This is a genomic window from Rhodocytophaga rosea (genome assembly GCF_010119975.1).
Lineage (GTDB): Bacteria > Bacteroidota > Bacteroidia > Cytophagales > 172606-1 > Rhodocytophaga > Rhodocytophaga rosea.
Map to the genome: position 1 here is coordinate 6,629,058 of NZ_CP048222.1, position 24,054 is coordinate 6,653,111.

Sequence of the window (24,054 nt, forward strand, 5' to 3'; positions counted from 1 at the left end):
TATATCATGAGTACACAAGTGGAAGAGAAAAAAGCAGCTCCGGCTGTGAAAGAAAAAAGCGAAGGCTTGTTTTCCCAAAAAAACCGCAAGCTGCTAGTTGATCCACTCAATTCCAATAATCCAATTACGGTACAGGTATTAGGTATATGTTCGGCTCTGGCTGTTACTATACAGATACAAACCGCGCTGGTAATGGCACTGGGATTAACATTTGTAACTGCTTTTTCAAACCTGTTTATATCTCTGATCAGAGATAGTATTCCGGCCCGGATTCGTATTATCGTGCAATTAGCTATCGTATCAGTTTGGGTAATTATATTAGACCAATTTTTACGGGCGTATATGTATGATGTGGCCAAAGGATTATCTGTATACGTAGGATTAATTATTACCAACTGTATTGTAATGGGCCGCCTGGAAGCTTATGCGATGGCAAATAAGCCGTGGCCTTCTTTTCTGGATGGAATTGGTAATGGACTGGGGTATGGAGCTATCTTATTAACAGTGGCTTTTTTCCGTGAATTATTTGGTTCAGGTTCTCTTCTGGGTTATAAAGTATTCGCGGCTGCTGGACTTCCTTTTCAGGGAAATGGATTAATGCTTCTGCCTGCCGGAGCCTGTATCATTGTAGGGTTGATCATCTGGGCGCAACGGGCTTATAATAAACATTACGAAGAATAATTTTTAACCTTAAAATATACATTTCAGATGGAAGGTTTAATTAGTATTGGCGTTCGCTCTATTTTTATAGATAATATGATTTTTGCCTACTTCCTGGGTATGTGTTCATACCTGGCAGTATCCAAAAATGTAAAAACTGCTTTTGGCTTGGGAATGGCTGTTATATTCGTATTGGGTATGACTGTTCCCTTAAACTGGCTAATCTTGAATTATGTGCTGAATCCTGGCGTACTTGCCTGGACAGGCATATCAGCCCTGGCAACGGTAGACTTAAGTTTTCTAAGCTTCATTGTATTTATTTCAGTAATTGCCGCTTTTACACAGCTTACAGAAATGGCTGTAGAGAAATTCTCTCCGGCTTTATACGGTGCTTTAGGTATTTTCCTTCCATTGATCGCTGTAAACTGCTCTATTATGGGAGGTGCTCTTTTCATGCAAGGCCGCCCGTATAATTTTGCGGAAGCTACTGTGTTCGGATTTGGTTCTGGCATTGGCTGGATGCTGGCTATTGTTGCCTTAGCTGCTATCCGCGAAAAGCTGAAATATTCTAATGTGCCTAAACCCTTGAGAGGATTAGGAATTACGTTTATTATTGTAGGCTTGATGTCTCTTGGCTTTCTGAGCTTTATGGGCTTTGCCATATAGTTTTCTATAAATCATTTCAAAAGGGCTTTGCAATCGCAGGCCCTTTTTTATTTTTGCACCGGCATATTGAAATAAAGGATTCTGTATATGATTATTAAAAAGCGGATGAATAATGAATAGCCTCATAAAGTATTTTTTAAGAGGATTATTGTTTATAATACCCATCGGCGTTACTGTGTATATCTTGCTGGCTTCTATCCGTTGGCTGGATGGGTTATTAGCTCTGGATTTTCCGGGAGCTGGTCTGGTAATTATACTCGCCACTGTAACCATTATTGGTTATTTAGGTTCTACATTCATTGCACAGCCTGTATTTAATCTGTTTGAACGTTTGATGAACCGCCTTCCACTGGTTCGTATTATTTATTCTTCCCTAAAAGACCTGGTTTCGGCCTTTGTAGGCGATAAAAAAAAATTTAACCAGCCAGTACTGGTCACTATAAACAGAGAATCTAATCTGCAAAAGCTGGGCTTTATCACACAGGAGGATTTACATAACCTGGGTTTACATGAAAGATTGGCGGTATACTTGCCTCATTCATATAATTTCTCTGGCGACTTATATATCGTTCCTAAAGAAAACATAACTTTGATTGATGCAACAGGGGCAGATGTTATGAAGTTTATTGTTTCCGGTGGCGTAACCAAAGTCTGAGTGCGCTTCGTTCAATATTACATATTTAAATAGGGATATACCTGTTGCCGATTTCTTCAACCACGCTGATAACCAACCATACCTGATGATTGTACGCCTTGCACTTGTATTCTTCTGCTGTAGTATTTGTTTGAAGGGCGTAAGCCAGGACCAGAGATTCCTGATACTTGATAAGCCCGGGCATGTGAAACGACTCAGGTATTATGCAGGTGATGAACTTATTTTTAAGCTCAAGGGCGACCGGATGAAATACAAGGATGTGATAGAAGCAGTGGGAGACTCCACCATTAAAGTTAGGGGTGCAGATATACCTTTAAGAGATATTAAGTCGGTGATCCGCTACAAACAGGGAGGAATGCTCGATCAGGCTATTTATATTTTACCCAGAGCTGGTTTGCTTTACTTTCTGGCCGACACCTTTAACCCGGTTTTCAGAGGAAATGATCCGGATATATCCAGATCCGGAATAGTAGTGGGAAGTTCATTTATTGCTGGTGGATTATTATTGAAACTGGCCAAAAAGCGGAACTACCGTATCAATAATTTCAGAAGGCTACGAACGCTGGAAACATTCTAATTCTATACAGTTTTACAGCGCAAACGATAAAAATAATTTAACCATCCGGCTATACAGCCATTCCAGTTAAGATGATTGATTTACAACACATCACCCTCCACAAACCAGTTAGCGCCATTCAGGCAAGTATTCTTTTACCGGCATCCAAAAGTGAAAGTAACCGGGCATTGATTATAGATGCTTTAAGCGGCTATAAATGTACCTTACATAACTTATCTGAAGCCCGTGATACGCAAACCATGCAGCGCTTGCTACATAGTGCAGAACAGACGTTAGACGTAATTGATGCAGGAACCACCATGCGTTTTCTGACAGCTTATATTGCTGCCACCAACCAGGATAAAATATTAACCGGAACTGCCCGGATGTGTGAACGGCCCATTTCCATTCTGGTAGATGCCTTACAGAAATTAGGTGCAGAAATTACGTATCTGAAAAATGAAGGATTTCCTCCTATTCATATCAAGGGAATCCGTCCCTCGGGAGTACACCAGATTGAAATACGGGGAGATGTGAGCAGCCAGTATATTTCTGCCTTGCTGATGATAGCACCAGTATTGCCTCAGGGGTTAACTTTAATACTTACAGGAAACATTGGTTCCAGGCCATATATTGAAATGACTATCAAACAGATGGCTAATTTTGGAATTGATGTTTCCTGGGAGGGCAATACGATTCTTGTGAAAAAGCAAACCTATCAGCCAGCTACCTTCTGGGTAGAATCTGACTGGTCGGGGGCGAGTTACTGGTATAGTATTGCGGCACTCGCCCCACAGGCAGATATCGAATTGAAAGGATTGAAAAAAGATTCTCTGCAGGGAGATAGTGCCATTTCCGGAATTATGAAAAACTTAGGGGTTCATACTACCAATGTAGAAGGCGGTGTGCGCTTAACCAAAACACCATCTCAAAAAAGAGTGGCCGTTGATTTTACCCATTGTCCGGATCTTGCCCAGACAGTTGCCGTATTATGTGCGGCCAACCATATTCACCTTACCTTAACCGGTATTGAAAGCCTGAAAATAAAAGAGACAGACCGGGTAAAAGCACTGCAGCAGGAATTAAGCAAATTCGGAGCGACCTTACAGGAGGTAAAACCTGAAACCTATGAACTTACCCGTACTGCTGACTGGCAACAACCCGAATATCCAATTGAAATAGATACCTATGATGACCACCGGATGGCCATGGCTTTTGCACCACTGGCTTTATTGTATCCCATTATTATTCAGCATCCAAAAGTAGTAGTTAAATCTTATCCCAGGTTCTGGGATGATCTGAAAAAAGCAGGTTTTAGCATACAATAAAAAAGCCCGCAAGATTCTCTGATCTTGCGGGCTTTTTTGAGCAGCAGTCAATAGACAATTAATTGGGAACTAAATTAAAACTAATCTTTTTTAATCATACAGCCGATAGGTCTTTTTTCCATCAGGCTCAGGTTTTTCTTATTGATAATAGCAGTAATGGCATCTTTCAAATAAAAGGCAGAAACTACATCTGGTACCTGTGGATTATCGTCGATAGCTCCTCTATACTTGAGAATAAAAGTGCCATTTCCGGTATTTTGCAGTACAAATGCTTCGGGTGTTTTAGTAGCCCCCAGTTTAGCACGTACTGTATGTTCTTTATCTGCCAGATAGGGCATTTTTAATCCTTTCTCCCGGGCGTGCCTGGCCATTTCTTCAACAGTATCATCAATATTATCTACAGATGTATTGGAATTAATCAGCAGGAATTTAACTCCCTGCCCTTCAAACTGATTAGCCAGCTTAATAATTCTATCTTCGTATAATTTGGAATACGGGCAATAGTTGCTGGTAAATATAAGTACTACTCCTTTCTCACTGGCATAATCCGACAAAGATACCGGCTGTTTGCTGATGGCATTGGGCAAGGTAAAATTCTCTATTTTACCACCTGTCTGTACGCCATCCGGTACAGATAGTAGGGCTGATAAAAAGAGGAATAAGATTGTAAGTATTTTCATAAATGTATATTTATAATTGGTACTGATGAAAGCTTCTTTTATAAGGTTTTCACCAGAGATAGCATACAAACTAAATAAATTTATTCATAGCTGTAGGCCAGAATGTAATCAGAAAGCTTCATATATACAATGGTAGCAGGCTCCTTATAACCGTCAGGCATAATTTCTCCCCGCACCGGACCTGACTGTGTATGTTGAAAAGGATGAATGTATATTTCATCTTTCAGAGACAGATTTTTTTTGCCATATTTTTTATATAAGACTTCTTTGGCGCACCAGTACATACACAGCCGCTCCAGGTTAGTACCTGCATGGGTAATTTCGGCCGGTGATAGAAATTTTGGTGCCACTTTAATTAATTTCGTCTTTATTTGTTCAATATCTATACCAACTTTCCGGCTGCGATGTATGATAACTGCCGCATACAGGCTGGTATGACTTACAGATACAGAAAAGTCGTATCCGGCTAAATGAGGTTTGTCGCAGCCATCTTTTTGGATGCCCTTATAGGGCAATCGCCAGTTTCCAAGTAAGTATTGTGTAAGCACCCTAACGGCCATGGACTCTGTTTTTTTCCCTTCATGGGTTATACTCTGCAAATGACTGCTATCAAATACATTGTCGCCTAACATCTGACTCAATGCATGAATTGTTTCAGTAATTTCCCAAATGCCCCAGATGCAGTTTTCTTCAATAAGTTCCTTGTAAAATAATGGCATAAAGCAATCCGGATAGACAGCAAAGATGGCATCAATTTGTGATTTTACAGGTTTTAATCAAAATATTCTAACTACTTTTGTGTAAGGTGATAATCATGGATGTAAGAAAAAAGGTAAGGGTAGAAAAACTAAGCACTTTTACTGGACACCGGGATGCAGTATATGCCCTTGAACAGGCTCAGGAACCACATTTATTCTTTTCTGCATCGGCAGATGGCCTGGTGGCCAGCTGGAATCTGCTACAGCCAGATCAGGGTGAACTGCTGGCCAGAATTCCGGCTTCTGTATATGCCCTGCACTATCTGCGGGAACAAAACCAGTTGTGGATCGGGCAGAATTTCGACGGCATTCATGTGATTGATCTTGATTCTAAACAAGAAATTAAGTCTGTAAAACTCACCAATGCCGCTATTTTTGATATAAAAAACCAAGGGCAAGAGATATTTATAGCCACTGGCGATGGAACGGTGATTGTAATGGATACTATTACTTTTACGGTGCAAAACCACATCAAGGCTTCAGACAAGAGTGCCCGTAGCCTGGCAATCCATCCGCTGAAAAAAGAACTGGCCGTTGGCTATAGCGATCATACCATCCGGATTTTTGATTTGTACTCTTTGCTATTGAAACAGGAAATAGAAGCCCATCAGAATTCGGTTTTCTCTCTTACGTATTCTCCTGACTATAAGTATTTGCTCAGTGGAAGCCGGGATGCTCACCTGAAAGTATGGGATGTAAACAATGATTATCAGCTTAGCCAGTCAATAGTGGCGCATATGTATGCCATTAATCACATTGCTTTCAGCCAGGAGGGCGATTATTTTCTTACCTGTAGCATGGATAAATCGATTAAAGTTTGGGATGCCACTACCTGTAAGTTATTGAAAGTAATTGACCGGGCCCGTCATGCCGGACATGGTACTTCAGTAAATAAACTGCTCTGGACCAGCCATAAAGGACAAGTCATTTCTGCTAGTGACGACCGTACCATCTCTGTCTGGCAGCTTAATTTTGAGTGATAGCAAATAATCTTCTAGACGACTATTCACCAGTTAACCATTCAGCAATAAATCCTTGTTATAGGCGATAATTGATTTTTTCCTGGATAAAATGTACCTTACTACAAGCAATTTAAACGTATATTGCTGCATATCTTAGAATCCTTACAAAAATCCAGGCCAATTGAGAATCTATGCCTGGTTGACACCGATTATGAAAATTACACCCATCGAAATCAGGCAGAAAAGTTTTGAAAAAGTATTCAGGGGCTATGACAAGGAGGAAGTGGATGCTTTCCTGCAATCATTATCGCAGGAGTGGGAACGGGTGGTGGAAGAAAACAAAGAATACCGCATTAAGCTGGAGATAGCAGAAAGAGAAGTAAAAAAACTACGCGAAGTTGAAAATTCTTTATATAAAACCCTGAAAACAGCGGAAGATACCAGTGCGCATTTAGTAGAACAAGCCAACCGTTCGGCTGAAATGCAGATGAAAGAAGCCCAGGTAAAAGCCGATAGTTTGCTGAGAGAAGCCCGCAGCAAAGCACAATATATGGTACAGGAAGCCGATAATAAAGCCCGGCAAGCCCTGCAGGAAACCATTGCTGAATTGAAAGCGCTGGAGAAAGATGTACGGATTATTGAAGGTCAGAAAGATAACCTCATTGTAGAACTGAAGAGTATTGTAAGTGATATTTCTGAAAAAGTAAACCGCATTGAAGCCCGGAGTACCCGTATTTCTTTCGATTCAAAAGTAGATGAAGTACGCTCGTTTCTGGAACAGCGGAGCGAACCGCCCAGGTATATTTCCACAGATACAGATAATACGAGATCAGAATCAGATTCTTTTCATTCTACTTCTGAAACGACAAATAATTCGCATTCAAGCGGCACAAAGTCAGGTTCTGGTTCTTTTTTCGATGAGATCAGTACGTAATTTCTCATGGCTATCATATCTCTGGAAGGTGCTGAGTTTTTTGCCTATCATGGTTTTTATGAAGAGGAACGCAAGATTGGCAACAAATACCGGATAGACCTAAGTGTATCTGCGGATGTTTCGATGGCTGCAGCTGATGATGATCTGAACCAAACAGTGAATTATGGAGATTTATATGCCATTATTAGCCAGGAAATGCAAACGCCCTCGCAACTGCTGGAACACATTGCCCACCGCATCATCGAAGAAACCTATAAGAAATATCCACACATTGAGTGGGCCGAGGTGAGCGTATCTAAATACAATCCACCCATCGGAGGCATCTGTCACCGGGCTGTCATCACTATCCGGAAATAGAAATTTAAGATGTATTACTTCTCAAAAGATGAAGACGATACTGATATTTATAATTATAAACTTATTTCTCATCTCAACACTTTTAGGGTGTGGGTGCGAACGTGAGAAATTCTCCCAGGAAGCATATGAGAAATATGAGCTAATATTCATCGGTAGATTAATCGAAGATGAATATTACAACATAGATGGGTATCAAGGACTAGCTTTCGAAGTAATTGAAGTGCTAAAAGGTCAAACAACTAAAATTGTAAAAGGTAAAAATACAGCAGGATATTGCAGTAAGACATTCAGTAAAGACCAGGAATGGATCATTTATTCGATACCAGAGTATGGCTCTATCAATGACCAGTATGCTTGTAACTTGAGCACCCTTTTAAAAGATGAATTTGGTGAATCTGTCATAGGAAAACCAGATCAATTGACTGCACAAAAATTGAAATACGAATTAAACTATCTCAGAGAAAGAAAAAGCGAACAAGATAAAATTGTAAGCTTTCAACTTTTGAGCTTAGCACCACTTTTTCAGGTATCATTTCTTATTATTGCTCTTGTCAGTTCTATTATTATGGGTGAGCGAATAAGATTTTATACGCCAAGCATCCTGCCCGCCAGCATTGTTGCAGCTACGTTTGGAGCAATATTTCTATATTTTATTTTTCTTCCTGAGCAAAAAGGATTTAAGATTCCATTAATGATAGTCACTCTGTTTAGTTTTCTATCTTTAGCAAATACGATATATCTGAGATGGTATAAGGGACAACTCACCTATATAAAGTCATTCGTGTTATGCTATATCACATATATATTAATGATAATGATAGCTGTCCCTTTATTAATTTATAATAAATATCCTCTCGATAAGACACCATCAATTGATAATCCTACTTTACAAGATATTGTAATACCTCTATCTATACTTCTATCTATCGGTCTATCTTTTAGTATCATACTTTCCCTCTTTTATAATAATCTCTATAAAATAGGCAGAAGTAAAAATAATATGTAATAGCAGTTTTAAAAAATTGTTCAAACCAGTTGATCCATTGTTACCTCCGGAATATCTTTAGTAGCCAGATGCTGCAAAGGTTTTGATAACCCTTTGTTGTACTGATAGCCATTTTCTGATAAGGGCCAGAGCATTGGCGACAAGCTATAGATAGCACCTGTAAAACCCTGTACGATTGCCCCCATATTACCAGTGTCTTTTGAGTTTCTGGCTTCGTTTTCTATTTCAAATGGACCAGTAAAATTCTTTTCCTGCAAGGTTTCTACAAACTCACGCCAGTCCATGCTGTCGGAGCCGCCAAAGCCAGGGAGCATGGCTTCGTAGTTATGCCTGTCCCAGCTGTGGGCAGGAACCGGAATATTGGCTTTCTGGGCTAATTCTGCATTAACAGCTTGCATGGGATACATACCGCCCCAATACGTACGGGTACGGTTTTGCAGATTACGGGTGGCTTTCACATGAATACGGTGCAAACGGCTGCTATCTGTCTCACGGATCACTTCTGAAGGATCAGTGTGCTGCCACACATCATGCGAAGGGTCGTATATTTCTCCATGAGCCTGGCTAGGAATGAGTGCATACATCAGTTTACGGGCGGCCAACACGCCAGTCAGGTTGTTAAAAGTAGACGTATAGCCTGCCGGACGCCAGCCTTCCATGGGGCAGTTTTCATAAAGAACAGTTACACCCAAACTTTCAGCATAGTTAATAATAGGTTTGAAAACCTTTACATACTCATCGAGGTTTTTCTGGAAGCCATTTTCCTGCACACCCAGTTCGTGGTTGTAGCCTACAAACGTACCTACTTTTACATCGTTTTCGTTTCCTCCCAGCAAATGGGCAATGCGGATCAGTTTAAGTAAATGATTCTGGTTTTTGTTCCGTTCCCCGGCATCACCGCCGATCAGGTTTTCAAAAGCACCTACAGATAGTTTTAACTGAGCCTGGTTAAAGGTATCAATAATTTGTTTCGCTTGTTCGAGGGAGAAATTTTCATAATTAATATGAGTGGCTACATGGTCTTTGCGGGTGCCATCGCTGCGGAATACGCAGAGATCAATCCCTTGTGCGCCAATAGCCAGGGTTTTTTCTATAACTTGAGACAGAGTCAGCTTGTCGAAGGCTGAACTCATCACCCATATCGGATTATTCAGTGGTTTCATACAGGAAAAAGTAAAAGGAGGCGTAAATATAACAAAGGTTCTGGGTGGTTTTCAACCAAAAGAAGGGCTTCGGGCAAATGTTTTTCATATTCCCATAAAAAACTAGTATCATCGTTTTAAAACTAGTATACTTACTGCAAACCAAACCACCTGCCTTTTAACTATGATCAAATCGATGACCGGCTATGGAACGGCCAGATTAGCCAGTGAATCCCTGGAAGTAACCGTAGATATTAAGTCCCTGAATTCAAAATCGCTGGATGCTTCTATCCGGATGCCTAAAAATTTTTCTGACAAAGAGCCTGAGATCAGAGCCATTCTCAATCAACTCCTGGAAAGAGGCAAGGTAAATGTAAGTATTGAAGTGCAGGCAGTGGGGAGGTAAAGCCCAAAGTAAGCGTAAACCGACCGCTGGTGAAAGCATATTATAAAGAACTTTTCCAGGTTTCTGCTGACATTGGCGCTTCCCAGCAGGATATCTTCCGCATCATTTTGCAGATGCCGGATGTGTTTTCTTACGAAAGCAGCAGCGATGAATTATCCAGAGATTGGGAATTGATTAAAAAAGGAGTGCAGGAAGCCGTAGAAGCCTGTAATACTTTCAGAATACAGGAAGGGGCAGAACTGTCGAGAAGCCTAACATTATATATAGAAAAAATCCGTTCCTTGCTTACCCAGGTAAATGCCCATGACCCGGAACGTATAGAGAAAATCCGCAGCCGTATTTCTACACACATCAGCGAGATTGTAGCCGACGAACATTTTGATAAGAACCGCTTTGAACAGGAAATGATCTACTACATTGAAAAGTTAGACATCAGCGAAGAAAAAGTACGCTTACGCCTGCACCTGGATTATTTTATGGAAGTATTAACTAAAGAAGAGGCACCAGGCAAAAAACTGAATTTCATTTCCCAGGAAATAGGCCGGGAAATAAATACCATTGGTTCAAAGGCAAATGATGCCATTATTCAGCGCCATGTGATTGATATGAAGGAGGAACTGGAGAAAATCAAAGAACAATCGCTAAATATTTTATAAGCAGAATAATTCAGCTGCATACATTAAGAACTTCTATAAAAATAAACCAACTTCCGGATTTGCGAATTATTCTTAGTAAGAATAGCATTTTTAAGAAATGGACTAATTATTTCCCTGCATGGAGATCACTGCTTCAGCCCAGATCAGGTCTTCGGGAGTGGTGATTTTTATATTCCGGTAGGAGCCCTCAATCAGCGATATAGCATATCCGGCTGCTTCAGCCACACTGGCATCATCTGTAAAGCGGGAACTATCTGTTGCCTGGGCAAAACTTTGCCGGAGTATGGAAAGCCGGAAAGTTTGAGGCGTTTGTACCAGGCAAAAAGCCCTGCGGTCTTCTGAAAAATTATTCCCTGTTGGATCTATTCTCCGGATAGAATCTTTCAAGGGAACCATTGTAATGGCACATCCCTTTTCTTTGGCTACAGCAAAACTCTGGGAAATGGTCTCTATAGATACAAATGGCCGTACACCATCATGCACGGCTACAAGCCCTTCCTCTGCTGAAATAGCCGATAGTCCATTTTGTACGGAATGAAAGCGGGTTGGTCCTCCGGCAACTGTTTGTACCGGAATAGTAAAATTATATTGATCGCATAACTCTTCCCAGGTTTGAATTTCTTGTGAAGGCAAAACCAGAATAATGTGCAATTGCGGAGAATACTGGTGGAAACGCTCAATGGTATGCATTAAAACAGGTTTGCTGCCTATTTTAATAAATTGTTTGGGTAGGAAAGTCTGCATCCGGCTGCCACTGCCACCGGCTACAATAATGGCATAGTTGGAGTCCATATACTGGAATCTTTACTTAAAAGGGTATATAAAAACCTCATTTCCGGTTTTTAGTGAGAGACCTGAAATGAGGTTAAAATAATTAATCGTATATTTTTTCGCTTGATTATAAAATCAGCATAACATCGCCATAACTAAAGAAACGGTATTTCTCCTTTACAGCCGTAGTATAAGCCTGCATAATCAGGTCGTAGCCGCCAAATGCACAGGTCATCATCAGCAGTGTAGATTCAGGCATGTGGAAATTGGTTACAAGGGCATTGGGAATACGGAAATCATATGGCGGAAAGATAAATTTATCCGTCCAGCCCTGATTCGCTTTGAGGCGGCCATTGGCAGAAACAGACGATTCCAGGGCACGCATGGTAGTAGTACCGATGGCACATACTCTTTTGCGGGCATCCAGCGCACCATTTACTTTATCAGCAGTAAGATCTGATACAATAAAGTTTTCAGAATCCATCTTGTGCTTGGTCAGGTCTTCCACATCTACCGGGCGGAATGTTCCTAAGCCTACATGCAAAGTAATAGGTGTAATATCCACCCCTTTTATCTCCAGACGCTTCATAACCTGACGGGTAAAATGCAATCCGGCGGTAGGCGCGGCTACTGCACCGGTATGTTCGGCATAAATCGTTTGATAACGCTCCCGGTCGGCAGGTTCGGCTTTTCTTTTGATATACTTTGGTAAAGGCGTTTCGCCAAGCTCATCTATGGTTTTGTAGAAGTCAGCATCAGAGCCATCGTAGAGGAAGCGGATGGTACGGCCTCTGGAAGTAGTATTGTCAATTACCTCAGCGACCAGGTCGCCATCGCCAAAATAGAGTTTATTTCCAACCCTGATTTTCCGGGCGGGATCTACGAGTACGTCCCATAAATGCGCTTCTTTGTTGAGCTCACGCAATAGAAAAACCTCTATTTTAGCCCCGGTCTTTTCCTTATTGCCATACAGTCTGGCCGGAAAAACCTTTGTATTGTTAATCACCATTACATCCCCATCACCGAAGTAGTCGATAATGTCTTTGAAAACTTTGTGTTCAATCGTTTTAGCTTTCCGGTTTACCACCATCATTCTGGCTTCATCACGGTTTTCAGCAGGATACAGGGCTAATAGGTTGGCAGGCAGGTCGAATTTAAATTCTGATAATTTCATATTTAATCTTACGGTATTAAATAATTAACGCGTATGTTAAAAATTTGAGGTGCAAAGCTAATTATTTCTTGTAACTTTACTATAATTCCCCGGAATTTGTTTTTATAGGTAGCCATTCAAATACTTATATCTGGTATTCATCATATATTCTTTGTGAGTTACCGCTTCTCTGCGTATTTTAATGCGCCTGAAAATAGTATTTACACTCATATCTGGCTTTCCAATCTACATCGAAATATTGACTATATACCATGCTATTCCTTCAACTGACCTTTGAGAGTTTCCGTTTTGCCTGGCATGCCCTGAAAAGTAATCTGACCCGAACGATTCTTTCCTTGTTGGGAGTAACGGTGGGTATTTTTGCCATTATTGCGGTATTTACCATTATAGATTCCCTCGAAAAGAACATTCGTGATAGTATGGCTTTTTTAGGAGATAAGGTGATCTATGTACAAAAATTCCCCTGGGTATTTGGCCCTAATTATCCCTGGTGGAAATATGTGAACCGCCCTATGCCCAATGTACGGGAATTCCGCTTTCTGGAGCGGAACCTGGAGAACCGCCAGGGGGTAGCTATTTTCGATTTTAAAAGCAATGTTACCTTCAGAAGTGGTAATAATAGCATCGAAGGGTCTAATGTACAAGGCGTTTCGTATGATTACAGTATCGTTTCGGAAGTACCAATAGAAGAGGGCCGGTATTTTTCTATTCAGGAGGTAGATGCAGCAAGGGAAGTGGCTGTTATAGGTTTTAATATCGCTGAATCCTTATTTCCTAATACAGATCCGATTGGTAAAACCTTTAAAATAAAGGGTTTACCTTTTAAAGTGATCGCCGTGATGGAAAAGCAGGGTTCCAGTATTATGGGAGGGCCAGATTATGATAATACCAGCCTGATTCCGTATGGAGCTTTTAGTAAAATGTATACCACCAGATGGTCGCAGCCACTAATCGCTGTAAAAGGGCTGGAAACAGATGAAGGATTAATGGAACTTGAATCAGAGATAACCGGACTGATGCGTTCCAGAAGAGGCTTAAAACCTACTCAGGAAGATAATTTTGCATTGAATAGGCCTGAAATGGCAGGAAACGCCATAACTTCGGTTTTTGGTGTAATAAATTTTGCAGGAGGCTTTATTAGCTTTTTTTCTATATTAGTAGGTGGCTTTGGCATTGCCAATATCATGTTTGTATCTGTAAAAGAACGCACTAATATTATCGGGATACAAAAATCGCTGGGCGCTAAAAATTATTTTATTCTATTCCAGTTCCTGTTTGAAGCAGTGTTTTTATGTTTATTGGGAGGAGGGGTTGGCATTCTGATTGTATATCTACTCACATTTATTCCATTAGGAAGTCTGGAAGTTATTTTATCTTTTAAAAATATAATGATTGGGTTAGGCCTTTCAAGCATTATTGGTGTTTTAGCCGGTATTATTCCAGCTTTCGTAGCTGCTAGACTCGATCCGGTAATTGCCATCCGATCCAAATAACTAGCTTGTTGATAGTATTTTCTTAAAATTTATAAAACAAAACCCTCTTTTTACCGTAAAAAGAGGGTTTTGTTTTATAATGATTGATTTACTAATAGCTATTAACCATTAGCCAATGACTCATCTACCGGATATATTGATTGATGATATTTTCATACAATTCCTGTTTGCCACTGGTTTGTGCAGGCTCGCCATTGGAAGAAGCTAGTTTTGTCAGATCTTCCAGGCTCAGATTACCGTCTTCAAATTTTTTGCCATCGCCTTTGTCGTAGGAGGCATAGCGGTCTTTGCGGAGTTTTTTATAGGGAGATTTTTCCAGAATATCATTGGCGATCAGCAGCGCTCTGGCAAAGGCATCCATACCACCAATATGAGCAATAAATAAATCTTCCAGATCGGTGGAGTTACGACGGGTTTTGGCATCAAAGTTTATACCGCCATCAGTAAAACCTCCTGATTCCAGAAATACGAGCATGGCTTCCGTGAGTTCAAATAAATCAACTGGGAACTGGTCGGTATCCCAGCCGTTTTGTGCATCACCCCGGTTAGCATCCATACTACCCAGCAAGCCTGCATCTGCAGCTACCTGTAATTCGTGGGCAAAACTATGTCCGGCTAAAGTGGCATGGTTGGTTTCCAGGTTAAGTTTGAAATCTTTGTCGAGTCCATAATGCCGCAAGAACCCAATCACCGTAGCACTATCATAATCGTACTGGTGCTTGGTAGGCTCCATCGGTTTTGGTTCGATATAGAACGTTCCTTTGAATCCGGCTTTACGTCCGTAATCTCTGGCAACCGTCAGGAATTTAGCCAGATGTTCCTGTTCACGTTTCAGGTTAGTGTTCAGCAGAGACATATATCCTTCCCGTCCTCCCCAGAACGTATAACCGCTACCACCTAAGGCAATCGTAGCATCAATGGCATTTTTTACCTGAGCAGCCGCATAGGAAAGCACGTTGAAATCGGGATTCGTGGCGGCACCGTTCATATAGCGCGGATGGGAAAACAAATTGGCCGTACCCCAGAGTAATTTCACACCGGAAGCCTTCTGTTTTTGTTTGGCATAGTCCACAATAGCTTGCAGATTTTTCTCTGACTCGGCCAACGTTGCACCTTCGCCCACTAGGTCGAAATCATGGAAACAGTAAAAGCCAGCACCCAGCTTGGTGATAAATTCAAAAGCAGCATCCATTTTTTCTTTGGCGCAGGCAATAGTATCCGGATTTTGCATCCAGGGAAAAGTTTTGGTTCCTGGTCCGAAGGGATCGCCGCCGGTATTTACGAAAGTATGCCAGTAAGCCACAGCAAACCGGAAATGATCTTTCAAGGATTTTCCGGCAACTATCCGGTTCTCATCATAATATTTGAAGGCCAGATAATTATCTGAATCCTTTCCTTCATACTGGATTTTCTTGATTCCGGGAAAATATTCCTTGTCTCCGGTAGTTAGGGTAATAGGCATAGGTTTAAGGTTTAAAAACAGCGTTTATAAAATTGATTTGTAAATAGTTTAAAAAGAAGAGCTAAGCCATCTCTTTGTTCAGATAAGATAACCATTTCTGATAGGCGTCCTGGTAGGCAGCTGAAGCTTTTACATCCGGTTCCACCGTTCTTACTGTGTGTAAACCTACAAAGGCATCGGGCATTTGTTTATAAATTCCTGCTCCCACACCGGCCCCTCTGGCAGCCCCTTGAGCACCATCCGTATTGTATAGTTCAACGGTAGCTCCGGTTATGGTCGCAAAAGCTTGACTGAATAAAGGGCTCAAAAACATATTTGCATCTCCGGCACGTACTTTCTGTGGCTGTACGCCTAAACCCCGCATTACATCCAGTCCTAAGTTGAGGGCAAATACGATCCCTTCCTGTGCCGAACGCAGGTAATGGGCTTTATTGTGTGTATTAAAATCCAGGCCGTGAATAGAAGAACCCAGCTGTTTGTTTTCCAGAGAGCGTTCTGCCCCGTTTCCATAGGGAATTGTTACTAATCCTTGCGAACCAATTGGTGCTTGTGCAGCCAGATTATTCATTTGTGCATAGGCAGAGCCATTGGCATTTTCACCCATCACCAGGTTTTTCATCCAGCGGTTTAGAATTCCAGTTCCGTTTACACATAGCAGAATGCCATATCTGGGTGCAGTAGCCGTATGATTTACATGTAGAAAGGTGTTTACCCTGGATTTGAGGTCGTAATTTTTCTGATCGGTAATACCATATATCACGCCGGAAGTTCCTGCTGTGGCCGCCAGTTCACCTGGTTGCAGTACATTCAGGGAAAATGCATTATTTGGCTGGTCGCCTGCCCGGTAAGAAACTGGGGTACCTTCTTGTAAACCTAATTCAGTAGCTATCTGACTTGTTACCTGGCCTTGCACACTAAAAGTATCCTTTACAGTTGGGAGTAATTCAGGTGAAATACCATAATAATTGAGCAGTAAACCGGCAGGCGAATTAGACTGATAATCCCATAAAATTCCCTCCGATAAACCAGAAGCCGTTGTAGTAATTTCGCCGGTAAGACGCATGGCAATGTAATCGCCGGGAAGCATGCATTTGTAAATCTGCTTATATAGCTCTGGCTCGTTTTCTTTTACCCATTTAAGTTTGGATGCTGTAAAATTTCCGGGCGAATTAAGCAGGTGAGATAAGGATTTTTCTTCGCCAATCTCCTCGAATGCTTTATCGCCGGTTTCAACCGCACGGCTATCACACCAGATAATGGAAGGCCGAAGTACCTGTTGATTTTTATCTACCACAACCAGGCCATGCATCTGGTAAGAAATACCAATAGCTTTTACCTGCCGCAGGTCTACGCCGGATTTCTGGTGCAATTGTAAAGTGGCTGATTTTACGTTTTCCCACCAGAGTTCCGGGTGTTGTTCTGCCCATCCGGCTTGCAGGGAAATCATATCCATTTCCTTTTCCGGTGCACTGGCAGAGGCGATCAGCTTGCCGGTGGCCGATTCCAGTATAGATGCTTTTATAAAGGAACTTCCAATATCATATCCAAGGATGTACATATATGTCTGAAAAAATAAAGGCGCTAATATGCAGATGGATTTGTATAAATGAAAGATATAGTGCTATATTTTTTATAGGTTGTATGAAATAAAAGCTACTCATGTACCTATTAGAGATAGTCAAAAGCCTGGAAGGCCGTTCTACCAGAGAGAGGTTTGAACTCATAACACAGATGCTTAATCAATGGCATATTCCTCATAAAATTCAGTCTTATGCAAGCGGTAGAAATATTCTGGTGCAAAGTTATCACAAAAAATGGATTGGCATTGGTTCGCATATAGATGCAGTGAGAAATTCTCCGGGTGCCAACGACAATGCATCGGCCATAGCTGTTTGCCTGGAAATTTTGCATAGGATGCAGGAAAATGCTGTTAAACATACAGGTGTTTCTGTATTCTTCTTTGACGAAGAGGAAACCGGTTTGAAAGGCTCTAAAGCCTATGTAGGCGAATATGGCATTAAAAATATGATGGGTTTGATCAATCTGGAAATGGTGGGAATGGGCGATAGATTTGCCTTATGGCCATTGGATGCGTTATCTCAGGGAAAAGTATTGCAAACATTCGAACAAGTGGCAGCAGATAGAAACATTTTTACCAGGCGTTTTGATAAAATTGTGACCAATACTGCTGATCATGTAAGCTTTGCCAACGCAGGCAGTAAGGATGTGTTTTCACTTACCTGTATTTCTGAAAAAGATGTAGACGTAGCCTATCATTATTATAAAGCGCAGGAATTTGACGTAGATATGGAAACCCTACGGGATATTATGAAACAGGCACCTATTTTTCAACATTATCACCAGCCTACAGATTTGAGTATATACCTCAGTGAAGAGAGCCTGCAATTAACAGCCAATACCCTCTGGCAGACTTTACTCGCCCTGGATCGCAGGTAAATTGCTTACAGATATGAACTCAATTTTGAACCTAACAACTTACAAATCTATGATTCTCTGGACTGTTGGTATAGTGTTGGCCTTGTATATAATAATATGTGTGTTTTTCTACTTCTTTCAGGAGAAACTGATCTTCTATCCCACTCAACTTGAAAAAGCATATCAGTTTGGATTTCGCGAGCAATTTCGGGAAGTGAACATACCGACAACAGATGGAACCAATCTGCATGGATTATTATTTAAAGCCCCTGCTTCCAAAGGACTTGTTTTTTACCTGCATGGCAATGCCGGGGCAGTGAGCAGCTGGGGGCAAATGGCCTATGTATATACTTCGCTTCAATACGATGTGTTTATACTCGATTACAGGGGGTTTGGCAAAAGTGAGGGAAGTATTGTAAGTGAAGCCCAGTTTTATGAAGATGTTCAGACAGCATATGATCAGGTTAAAAAGAACTATTCTGAACAACACATTATTATCATTGGCTTCTCCATCGGAAGTGCTTCGGCTGCCAGGCTAGCTGCCAGAAACAATCCTGGCATGTTGATTTTGCAGGCTCCCTATTACAGCCTCACCAACCTGATGCAGCATATTTCTCCGGCTGCATATGCCATTTTACCGCCTTTTGTGTTTAAATATAAGTTTATTACCTATCAGTTTGTAGAAGAGACAAAAGCACCCATCGTCATTTTTCATGGAGATAAAGATGAAGTGATATACTACGGTTCTTCGCTTAAATTAAAAGAACACTTAAAACCGATAGATGAGCTGGTGACACTGACTGGCCAGCGGCACAATGGTATTAACGAAAATGCAGAATATATCCGGAGGCTGCGTTCATTGCTGGCGGGGGATTAAGCATATTGCATCAGTTGCTTTTCCAGTTGTATTTCCGCCTCAGAAAATATAGTTTTCAGTTCTACACATAGCCGGGATATTTCTTCAGGATTTATAGCTGTTTTGCTTTGTTGTTCCAGCTTTTCTAACACTTCCCGGTAATTATCCATTCCTACCAGATATAAGCAGGGTTTTAGTTTATGGGCAGAAGTAGCAAGCTTTACATGATTCTGGTGTATGAGCCATTCATTCAATGCAGCCATAAATTCCTTTTCTACTACTATCACAGCTTCCAGCATTTCTTTCATTTCATCTACCATGCCACCGGTTAGTTCTTCCATTTGTTTTAGGTTGATATAATTGTGAGAACTGCTGGTAGAAACTGATGTAGAAGACGCAGGTATTTCCTCAAGCGTACCAGGGTTGTCAATCCATCTTTGTAGTTTCTGAATTAATTTCTGGGCACTGTAAGGTTTACTCAAATAATCATTCATGCCTACCTGAAAACACTGTTCAATGTCCTCCTTGTACACATTAGCAGAAAGACCGATAATAGGAATATCCTGATTGATCATACGAATTTGCCTGGTAGCGGTGTACCCATCCATTACCGGCATTTGCAGGTCCATAAATACTACATCGAAAACCTGTTTTTGTATAGCAATAAGTGCTTCCTGTCCGTTTTCGGCGATGGTGACTACACAACCTGCTTCCTGTAAGATAAGATTTGCCAGACGTTGATTTACGGCATTGTCTTCTGCCATCAACACATGTACTTTACCTTCGAAGTTTATTTTTTTAGGAATCTTAGCAGTTGTCCGGACCGGTACAGCTTGTTGAGGTGCTTTCCTCAAAGGCAAGGTAAACCAGAACGTGCTTCCAATGCCACCCTGATCCTGAAGATTTGTGTGCATAGCCGGACTAATCACACCCAGATCGCCTCCCATCAGCAATACCATTTCTTTTATAATAGAAAGCCCCAGACCTGAACCGCCATATTTACGGTTGATGGAAGCATCGGCTTGTGTAAAGCTCTGAAAGATAATCTCCTGGTTTTCTTTAGCGATTCCAATACCAGAATCAGACACCATTACTTTCAGCAGTATGTCCTCCTGGGAGGCCGATACATCTGCTACCTGTGTAAATTCTAAACGTATGCCGCCGGTTTTAGTAAATTTTAGTGCATTCCCAATGAGATTTATCACTACCTGGCAGATTTTCCCAGGGTCGCCTTGCAGGTATACAGGCAGGTTGGGATCATACTCAACCTGAAAATACAAACCATTTTCCTGGGCACGGAATTTATAAGGATCAATAGCCAGACCAAGCACTTCCTGTAGATGAAAGTTTTCTTTCTCCAGGATCATTTTGCCCTGTTCTATTTTCGTAAGATCCAGTACATCTCCAATCAGTTTCAGCAGGGTATCACCGGCAGTAAGGATATAATCGAGGTATTCTTGTTGTTCCGGATTCAGGGTTTGTTTTTTTAGAATCTCACTGAACCCAGAATGGCATTGATAGGCGTGCGGATTTCGTGGGTAATATTAGCCAGAAAACGGGTTTTAAATTGATTGGCATTTTCTGCAGCCGTTCTGGCTAGTTTGATTTCATTTTCTGCTTCCTTACGCTGGGTAATATTGCGGCTGAACACAGTAATTCCCTCTACTTTTCCTGTTAAATTGCGGATTGGGTTGAGCGAACATTCAAAAGTTTGTAAGGCATTCTCTACTTTTATCAGGGTTTCTACGGTAAAAGCTTGTCCCTGCCATGCCCGGTCATAGAAATATTTCCATAAAGCAGCCTGCTGAGAATGAAGTTTTTGCAAATTCAGTACGTCGCCTATCTCAGGGGCTTTATCACCGGATGGACTATATACTTTTTTAAAGGCAGAATTGATAGTCATAAATTGATAGTTGCTATCAATGGACCAGATCAGGTCAGAAGTATTCTCAATCAGGGCAGAAAGGTTAGCCTGGTTGTGCTGAAGTAATTGTTCTGCTTTTTTGCGCTCCGAAATATTGGTAAAAGTAATCGTAATCCCATCTTCCAGCTTAACAGCCGTTATCTGGAGCCAGAGCAGTTGTTTTCTGTGCAGAAAATGTACTTCCCTTTCCATCGGCCTGCCGGTTTCAACCACTTGTACATAAGCTGTAAAAAAGCCATTTTCTCTGAGCAGTGGAACTTCCTCCAGCATAAAGGTGCCCACCAGATCATGCCCTGCCGGATCAAAAATGTATTTGGCCCGCTCATTACAGGCAATACAGGTAAAGTCTGTAATCTGTTGCTGCGCATCTCTTACTGAGCGGAAAGCCATTACCCCTGAAAGTGAGCTATTGAGAACGCCAGCCAGCAATTGATAAGCGGCCTTTGCCTGCTTTTCTGCCTGTTTGCGGGCTGTAATATCCCTAACCAGAAGCAGTAATCCCGTATTGTGGGTAGGATGCTTTAAAAAAACAGTACTTTCCACTTCCAGGTATTTTACCTGCGAATGAGTGACTACTTCTGTACACAATTCAAACTCAACTGTCCGGCTATCACGTTCTTTAATCAGCTGATTTAATTCAGTAGCTTGAGGTAATATATCAAAAATGCTTTTTCCTACAATCTGGCTCATTTCCCAGTTGAGTAATTTTCTAAGCCATGTATTACAATCAATAATGCGGTTTTCTGCATCTAACACCAGTACACCTTCCTGCATAGCTTCAATCACTTTTTCTCTGGCTACCGGAACAAGGTCGAGTAACTTCAGTTTTAACAGTCCGAAACTGATCACAAAGCCAGTAACCATCAACCCATATGGGGTAAGATCGATATGTTTGTACGGTCTTATCTCAAAAAGATAGAATAGATTAATAATCCAGGGAGTGAAGGCGCCAATCAGAATAATTACGTTTTGTTTCCGGTACAGGGAATGAGCTTTTCTGAAAGTATACAGCATGATCAGGCTGCCCAGAATTAGCATGAGATAGAAGTAAAAAGTAAATACCCAGTACCATATGCCATGTTTCATGGCCAGCAGTGGGAAAGGACCACTTGTATCCATACTAATTGCTACATATTGAAGGTGATGCCATGGATTAGTCCAGATCAGTAGCAGGGTGCATATGGGAATCAGCAGAATCGGAATTAACGTTATTGGTTTGAGCCATTTATCTTTACCGGTAAATCTTAGTACAAAAATTATCCAGTTGGCTGGCAGGGTAGCAATCCCTATGTACTCCATATTTAGCCATAAGACCATATCATTGAAAGAGGTACAGGCAAGTTCCAATCCATAAAAAAAAGTCCATATGGAAATGCTTGCCATAATCCACACAAATCCGTTGCAGGTGCCACTCAACCGCTGAAAGATGAATAAAGCCATAATAGCCATTACAACTCCAGAAGTTAGCAGCGTGATAGAAAAAAGATTGTATTGCAATTCCATGAAAATACTTGTATATCAAACCTATCAAAAGCGCCGCGAACCATAAAAAGCTGAAAAGTAAGGTCTTATATTATCTGTTGGATCAATTTTACCGGCACAGCTACATATATAAAATATAATTTAATCTGGTCCAAAATCACGACTGAAGGGCAAAGTAAGAATAGGTATGAAATATGATATTTTGACCGGGTTTGTGTAGGCTTGATGTAGGCAATATAAATCTATTACACCACGGTATTTACCCTGAAAAATATAGAAATAATTAAAGATTAACTGAGAGTGTACAGGCATATCCCAATAAAAAAGCCATGAAGAAACAGGGGGCTTCTTCATGGCAAAAAATATAGTTTCCTGTAGCGAGAATTTTACTACAGGATAGCGAAAAACCTAAGGAACCAGCTCTTTTGCAGCTGTAGCATGATTATATACCAGTTCCTGAGGCTGGTTGAGTTTCTGGCCGGTTGCTGCAATAAATATGTTCCGGCTGGCCAGTTCGGCTTTGATATGAGTCAGATGTTTCAGCGACACAATACCAATTACATAATTAAAATTCTTTCCGGAATACTTCTCAGATATTTCTGTAAAACGCAGCAGTTCCAAATCTTCTTCATCATGGTAACGCAGATATACCTCCAGTTGGTGCTCAGTAGTATAACGAATGTTATGGTGCTGGGCTAGTTTTTTATACTCATATTTATACTGATACCTGGAGGCTGAAATATCTGATAAAACGGCAGATCCGGTAGGATGTCCGCCTGCTCCCTTGCCCATAAAAAACTGCCTGTCGGCAAAAGCGGCTTCTACCGTTACGCCGTTGTACTCATTTTCTACATTGTAGAGATAGTCCTCTTTTTTAATGAACTGGGGAATAACAAAAGCAGTAATGGCATTTTCCTGGGTTTTCCGCACCGAAGCCAGCAACTTTATCTTATACCCTTTTTCTTTGGCAAACTGTATATCATGCACTGAAAGGCTCTGAATGCCATAATTAAATGCATCTTCCGGCCGGATAAGCGTTCCATACGCATGCACTGCCAGAATACATAATTTGTTAAGCGCATCAAACCCTCCTACATCAAGGGTAGGATCTGTTTCGGCAAAACCCAGATCCTGGGCTTGTTTAAGGGCGGTATGATAGCTTAAATTTTCGTTAAATATCTTGGAAAGAATATAATTGGAAGATCCATTCATAATGCCGCTTACCGCAAATAAGAGCTCATTATCATAATATTCTTCCAGGTTGCGGATGATGGGAATACTTCCACAAGCAGAGGCTTCGTACAACAGAGCAGTATCGTATTGTTCCTGTAAGGCTACCAGCTCAGCCAGGTGTTCAGCCAGCATTTTTTTGTTGGCCGTTACTACGATTTTTCCTTTTTTGAGGGCAGTAGTTACAATATGGTAGGCTTCGTCGGCATCGTTAATGAGTTCCACTACCAGGTTTATCTCCGGATTTTCCAGAATATCTTCTTTATCAAAAGTAAAATACCTGGAAGGCAACTTTCTTGGTTTTGTTCTATCCTTTACACAAATCTTTACCAGTTCAGCCCGAAAACCTTCGTTGTTTTCCAGAATATCATAGAGGCCTTGTCCTACACAGCCAAAGCCAAACATACCAATTTTTAAACTACGGTTCATTGTTAATTTTTAAGTGTGTTCGATCAAAATT

The 24,054-nt window shown here is 41.1% G+C and carries 23 protein-coding genes and 1 pseudogene; 14 read left to right on the plus strand and 10 right to left on the minus strand.

The features are described from left to right. The first annotated feature begins 6 nt into the window (after positions 1 to 6). From GXP67_RS27300 to GXP67_RS27320, 5 genes are all read left to right on the plus strand, one after another. A complete protein-coding gene (locus GXP67_RS27300) occupies positions 7 to 681 on the plus strand; it encodes an NADH:ubiquinone reductase (Na(+)-transporting) subunit D (RefSeq protein WP_162446061.1) in 675 nt (224 codons plus the stop codon). Positions 682 to 708: 27 nt separating this feature from the next. Continuing rightward, positions 709 to 1,326: an NADH:ubiquinone reductase (Na(+)-transporting) subunit E gene (nqrE, locus tag GXP67_RS27305; protein ID WP_162446062.1), complete on the plus strand. Its 618-nt coding sequence runs from the start codon at positions 709 to 711 to the stop codon at positions 1,324 to 1,326. A gap of 112 nt (positions 1,327 to 1,438) precedes the next feature. Further along, entirely contained in the window at positions 1,439 to 1,981 is a 543-nt protein-coding gene (locus GXP67_RS27310; RefSeq protein ID WP_162446063.1) for a DUF502 domain-containing protein, read from the plus strand. 85 nt (positions 1,982 to 2,066) lie between these two features. Further along, positions 2,067 to 2,558 carry a hypothetical protein gene (locus tag GXP67_RS27315; protein WP_162446064.1) on the plus strand — a complete coding sequence of 164 codons (492 nt, stop codon included), beginning with the start codon at positions 2,067 to 2,069 and terminating at the stop codon, positions 2,556 to 2,558. Positions 2,559 to 2,629: 71 nt separating this feature from the next. Next, positions 2,630 to 3,865, plus strand: coding sequence for a 3-phosphoshikimate 1-carboxyvinyltransferase (locus GXP67_RS27320; protein ID WP_162446065.1), 1,236 nt, complete (start codon positions 2,630 to 2,632; stop codon positions 3,863 to 3,865). A gap of 80 nt (positions 3,866 to 3,945) precedes the next feature. Here GXP67_RS27320 and GXP67_RS27325 read toward each other — a convergent pair whose 3' ends face one another. Next, positions 3,946 to 4,545 (minus strand): thioredoxin family protein, encoded by a 600-nt coding sequence (locus GXP67_RS27325; protein ID WP_162446066.1) that lies wholly within the window; start codon positions 4,543 to 4,545, stop codon positions 3,946 to 3,948. A gap of 80 nt (positions 4,546 to 4,625) precedes the next feature. Beyond that, a complete protein-coding gene (locus tag GXP67_RS27330; RefSeq protein WP_162446067.1) occupies positions 4,626 to 5,264 on the minus strand; it encodes a 4'-phosphopantetheinyl transferase family protein in 639 nt (212 codons plus the stop codon). Between the two features lie 95 nt (positions 5,265 to 5,359). Here GXP67_RS27330 and GXP67_RS27335 point away from each other — a divergent pair, with 95 nt between their 5' ends. The 4 genes from GXP67_RS27335 to GXP67_RS27350 all read left to right on the plus strand — a co-directional run bounded on the left by GXP67_RS27335 (position 5,360) and on the right by GXP67_RS27350 (position 8,562). Then, positions 5,360 to 6,283 carry a WD40 repeat domain-containing protein gene (locus tag GXP67_RS27335; protein WP_162446068.1) on the plus strand — a complete coding sequence of 308 codons (924 nt, stop codon included), beginning with the start codon at positions 5,360 to 5,362 and terminating at the stop codon, positions 6,281 to 6,283. 193 nt (positions 6,284 to 6,476) lie between these two features. Next, positions 6,477 to 7,199 carry a DivIVA domain-containing protein gene (locus tag GXP67_RS27340; RefSeq protein WP_162446069.1) on the plus strand — a complete coding sequence of 241 codons (723 nt, stop codon included), beginning with the start codon at positions 6,477 to 6,479 and terminating at the stop codon, positions 7,197 to 7,199. 6 nt (positions 7,200 to 7,205) lie between these two features. Continuing rightward, positions 7,206 to 7,556, plus strand: a complete 351-nt coding sequence (gene folB / locus GXP67_RS27345; RefSeq protein WP_162446070.1) for a dihydroneopterin aldolase — start codon at positions 7,206 to 7,208, stop codon at positions 7,554 to 7,556. A gap of 28 nt (positions 7,557 to 7,584) precedes the next feature. Next, positions 7,585 to 8,562 (plus strand): hypothetical protein, encoded by a 978-nt coding sequence (locus GXP67_RS27350; protein WP_162446071.1) that lies wholly within the window; start codon positions 7,585 to 7,587, stop codon positions 8,560 to 8,562. 20 nt (positions 8,563 to 8,582) lie between these two features. Here GXP67_RS27350 and GXP67_RS27355 read toward each other — a convergent pair whose 3' ends face one another. Then, a complete protein-coding gene (locus tag GXP67_RS27355; protein WP_162446072.1) occupies positions 8,583 to 9,725 on the minus strand; it encodes a sugar phosphate isomerase/epimerase family protein in 1,143 nt (380 codons plus the stop codon). Between the two features lie 163 nt (positions 9,726 to 9,888). Here GXP67_RS27355 and GXP67_RS38070 point away from each other — a divergent pair, with 163 nt between their 5' ends. Together GXP67_RS38070 and GXP67_RS27360 are read left to right on the plus strand one after the other, a co-directional pair. After that, complete coding sequence (locus tag GXP67_RS38070) at positions 9,889 to 10,110, plus strand: YicC/YloC family endoribonuclease (protein WP_317170075.1); 222 nt, start codon at positions 9,889 to 9,891, stop codon at positions 10,108 to 10,110. Positions 10,111 to 10,139: 29 nt separating this feature from the next. Beyond that, positions 10,140 to 10,766 (plus strand): YicC family protein, encoded by a 627-nt coding sequence (locus tag GXP67_RS27360; RefSeq protein WP_317170076.1) that lies wholly within the window; start codon positions 10,140 to 10,142, stop codon positions 10,764 to 10,766. A gap of 102 nt (positions 10,767 to 10,868) precedes the next feature. Here GXP67_RS27360 and GXP67_RS27365 read toward each other — a convergent pair whose 3' ends face one another. Together GXP67_RS27365 and queA are read right to left on the minus strand one after the other, a co-directional pair. After that, a complete protein-coding gene (locus GXP67_RS27365; RefSeq protein WP_162446073.1) occupies positions 10,869 to 11,558 on the minus strand; it encodes a 2-C-methyl-D-erythritol 4-phosphate cytidylyltransferase in 690 nt (229 codons plus the stop codon). A gap of 106 nt (positions 11,559 to 11,664) precedes the next feature. Next, positions 11,665 to 12,711 (minus strand): tRNA preQ1(34) S-adenosylmethionine ribosyltransferase-isomerase QueA, encoded by a 1,047-nt coding sequence (queA, locus tag GXP67_RS27370; protein WP_162446074.1) that lies wholly within the window; start codon positions 12,709 to 12,711, stop codon positions 11,665 to 11,667. A 251-nt stretch (positions 12,712 to 12,962) separates the two neighbouring features. Here queA and GXP67_RS27375 point away from each other — a divergent pair, with 251 nt between their 5' ends. After that, positions 12,963 to 14,204 (plus strand): ABC transporter permease, encoded by a 1,242-nt coding sequence (locus GXP67_RS27375; protein WP_162446075.1) that lies wholly within the window; start codon positions 12,963 to 12,965, stop codon positions 14,202 to 14,204. Between the two features lie 124 nt (positions 14,205 to 14,328). Here GXP67_RS27375 and xylA read toward each other — a convergent pair whose 3' ends face one another. Together xylA and GXP67_RS27385 are read right to left on the minus strand one after the other, a co-directional pair. Further along, positions 14,329 to 15,666, minus strand: a complete 1,338-nt coding sequence (xylA, locus tag GXP67_RS27380) for a xylose isomerase (protein WP_162446076.1) — start codon at positions 15,664 to 15,666, stop codon at positions 14,329 to 14,331. A gap of 61 nt (positions 15,667 to 15,727) precedes the next feature. Continuing rightward, on the minus strand, positions 15,728 to 17,224 hold the full coding sequence (locus GXP67_RS27385; RefSeq protein WP_162446077.1) for a xylulokinase: 1,497 nt from the start codon (positions 17,222 to 17,224) through the stop codon (positions 15,728 to 15,730). 101 nt (positions 17,225 to 17,325) lie between these two features. On the opposite strand from GXP67_RS27385, the gene GXP67_RS27390 reads away from it, so the two are divergent. Both GXP67_RS27390 and GXP67_RS27395 read left to right on the plus strand, forming a co-directional pair. Beyond that, on the plus strand, positions 17,326 to 18,123 hold the full coding sequence (locus GXP67_RS27390) for a M28 family metallopeptidase (RefSeq protein WP_162446078.1): 798 nt from the start codon (positions 17,326 to 17,328) through the stop codon (positions 18,121 to 18,123). Positions 18,124 to 18,172: 49 nt separating this feature from the next. Next, positions 18,173 to 18,979 (plus strand): alpha/beta hydrolase, encoded by an 807-nt coding sequence (locus GXP67_RS27395; protein WP_162446079.1) that lies wholly within the window; start codon positions 18,173 to 18,175, stop codon positions 18,977 to 18,979. Here the strand turns inward: GXP67_RS27395 and GXP67_RS27400 are convergent. From GXP67_RS27400 to GXP67_RS27415, 3 genes and pseudogenes are all read right to left on the minus strand, one after another. Then, positions 18,976 to 20,325, minus strand: a complete 1,350-nt coding sequence (locus GXP67_RS27400) for a response regulator (RefSeq protein ID WP_162446080.1) — start codon at positions 20,323 to 20,325, stop codon at positions 18,976 to 18,978. The two genes, GXP67_RS27395 and GXP67_RS27400, sit on opposite strands and share 4 nt — an antisense overlap. 63 nt (positions 20,326 to 20,388) lie before the next feature. Continuing rightward, positions 20,389 to 22,385 (minus strand): annotated as a pseudogene (locus GXP67_RS27410) (histidine kinase N-terminal 7TM domain-containing protein); the annotation flags it as partial. Positions 22,386 to 22,772: 387 nt separating this feature from the next. After that, on the minus strand, positions 22,773 to 24,023 hold the full coding sequence (locus GXP67_RS27415) for a homoserine dehydrogenase (protein ID WP_162446082.1): 1,251 nt from the start codon (positions 24,021 to 24,023) through the stop codon (positions 22,773 to 22,775). Between the last annotated feature and the right edge of the window lie 31 nt (positions 24,024 to 24,054).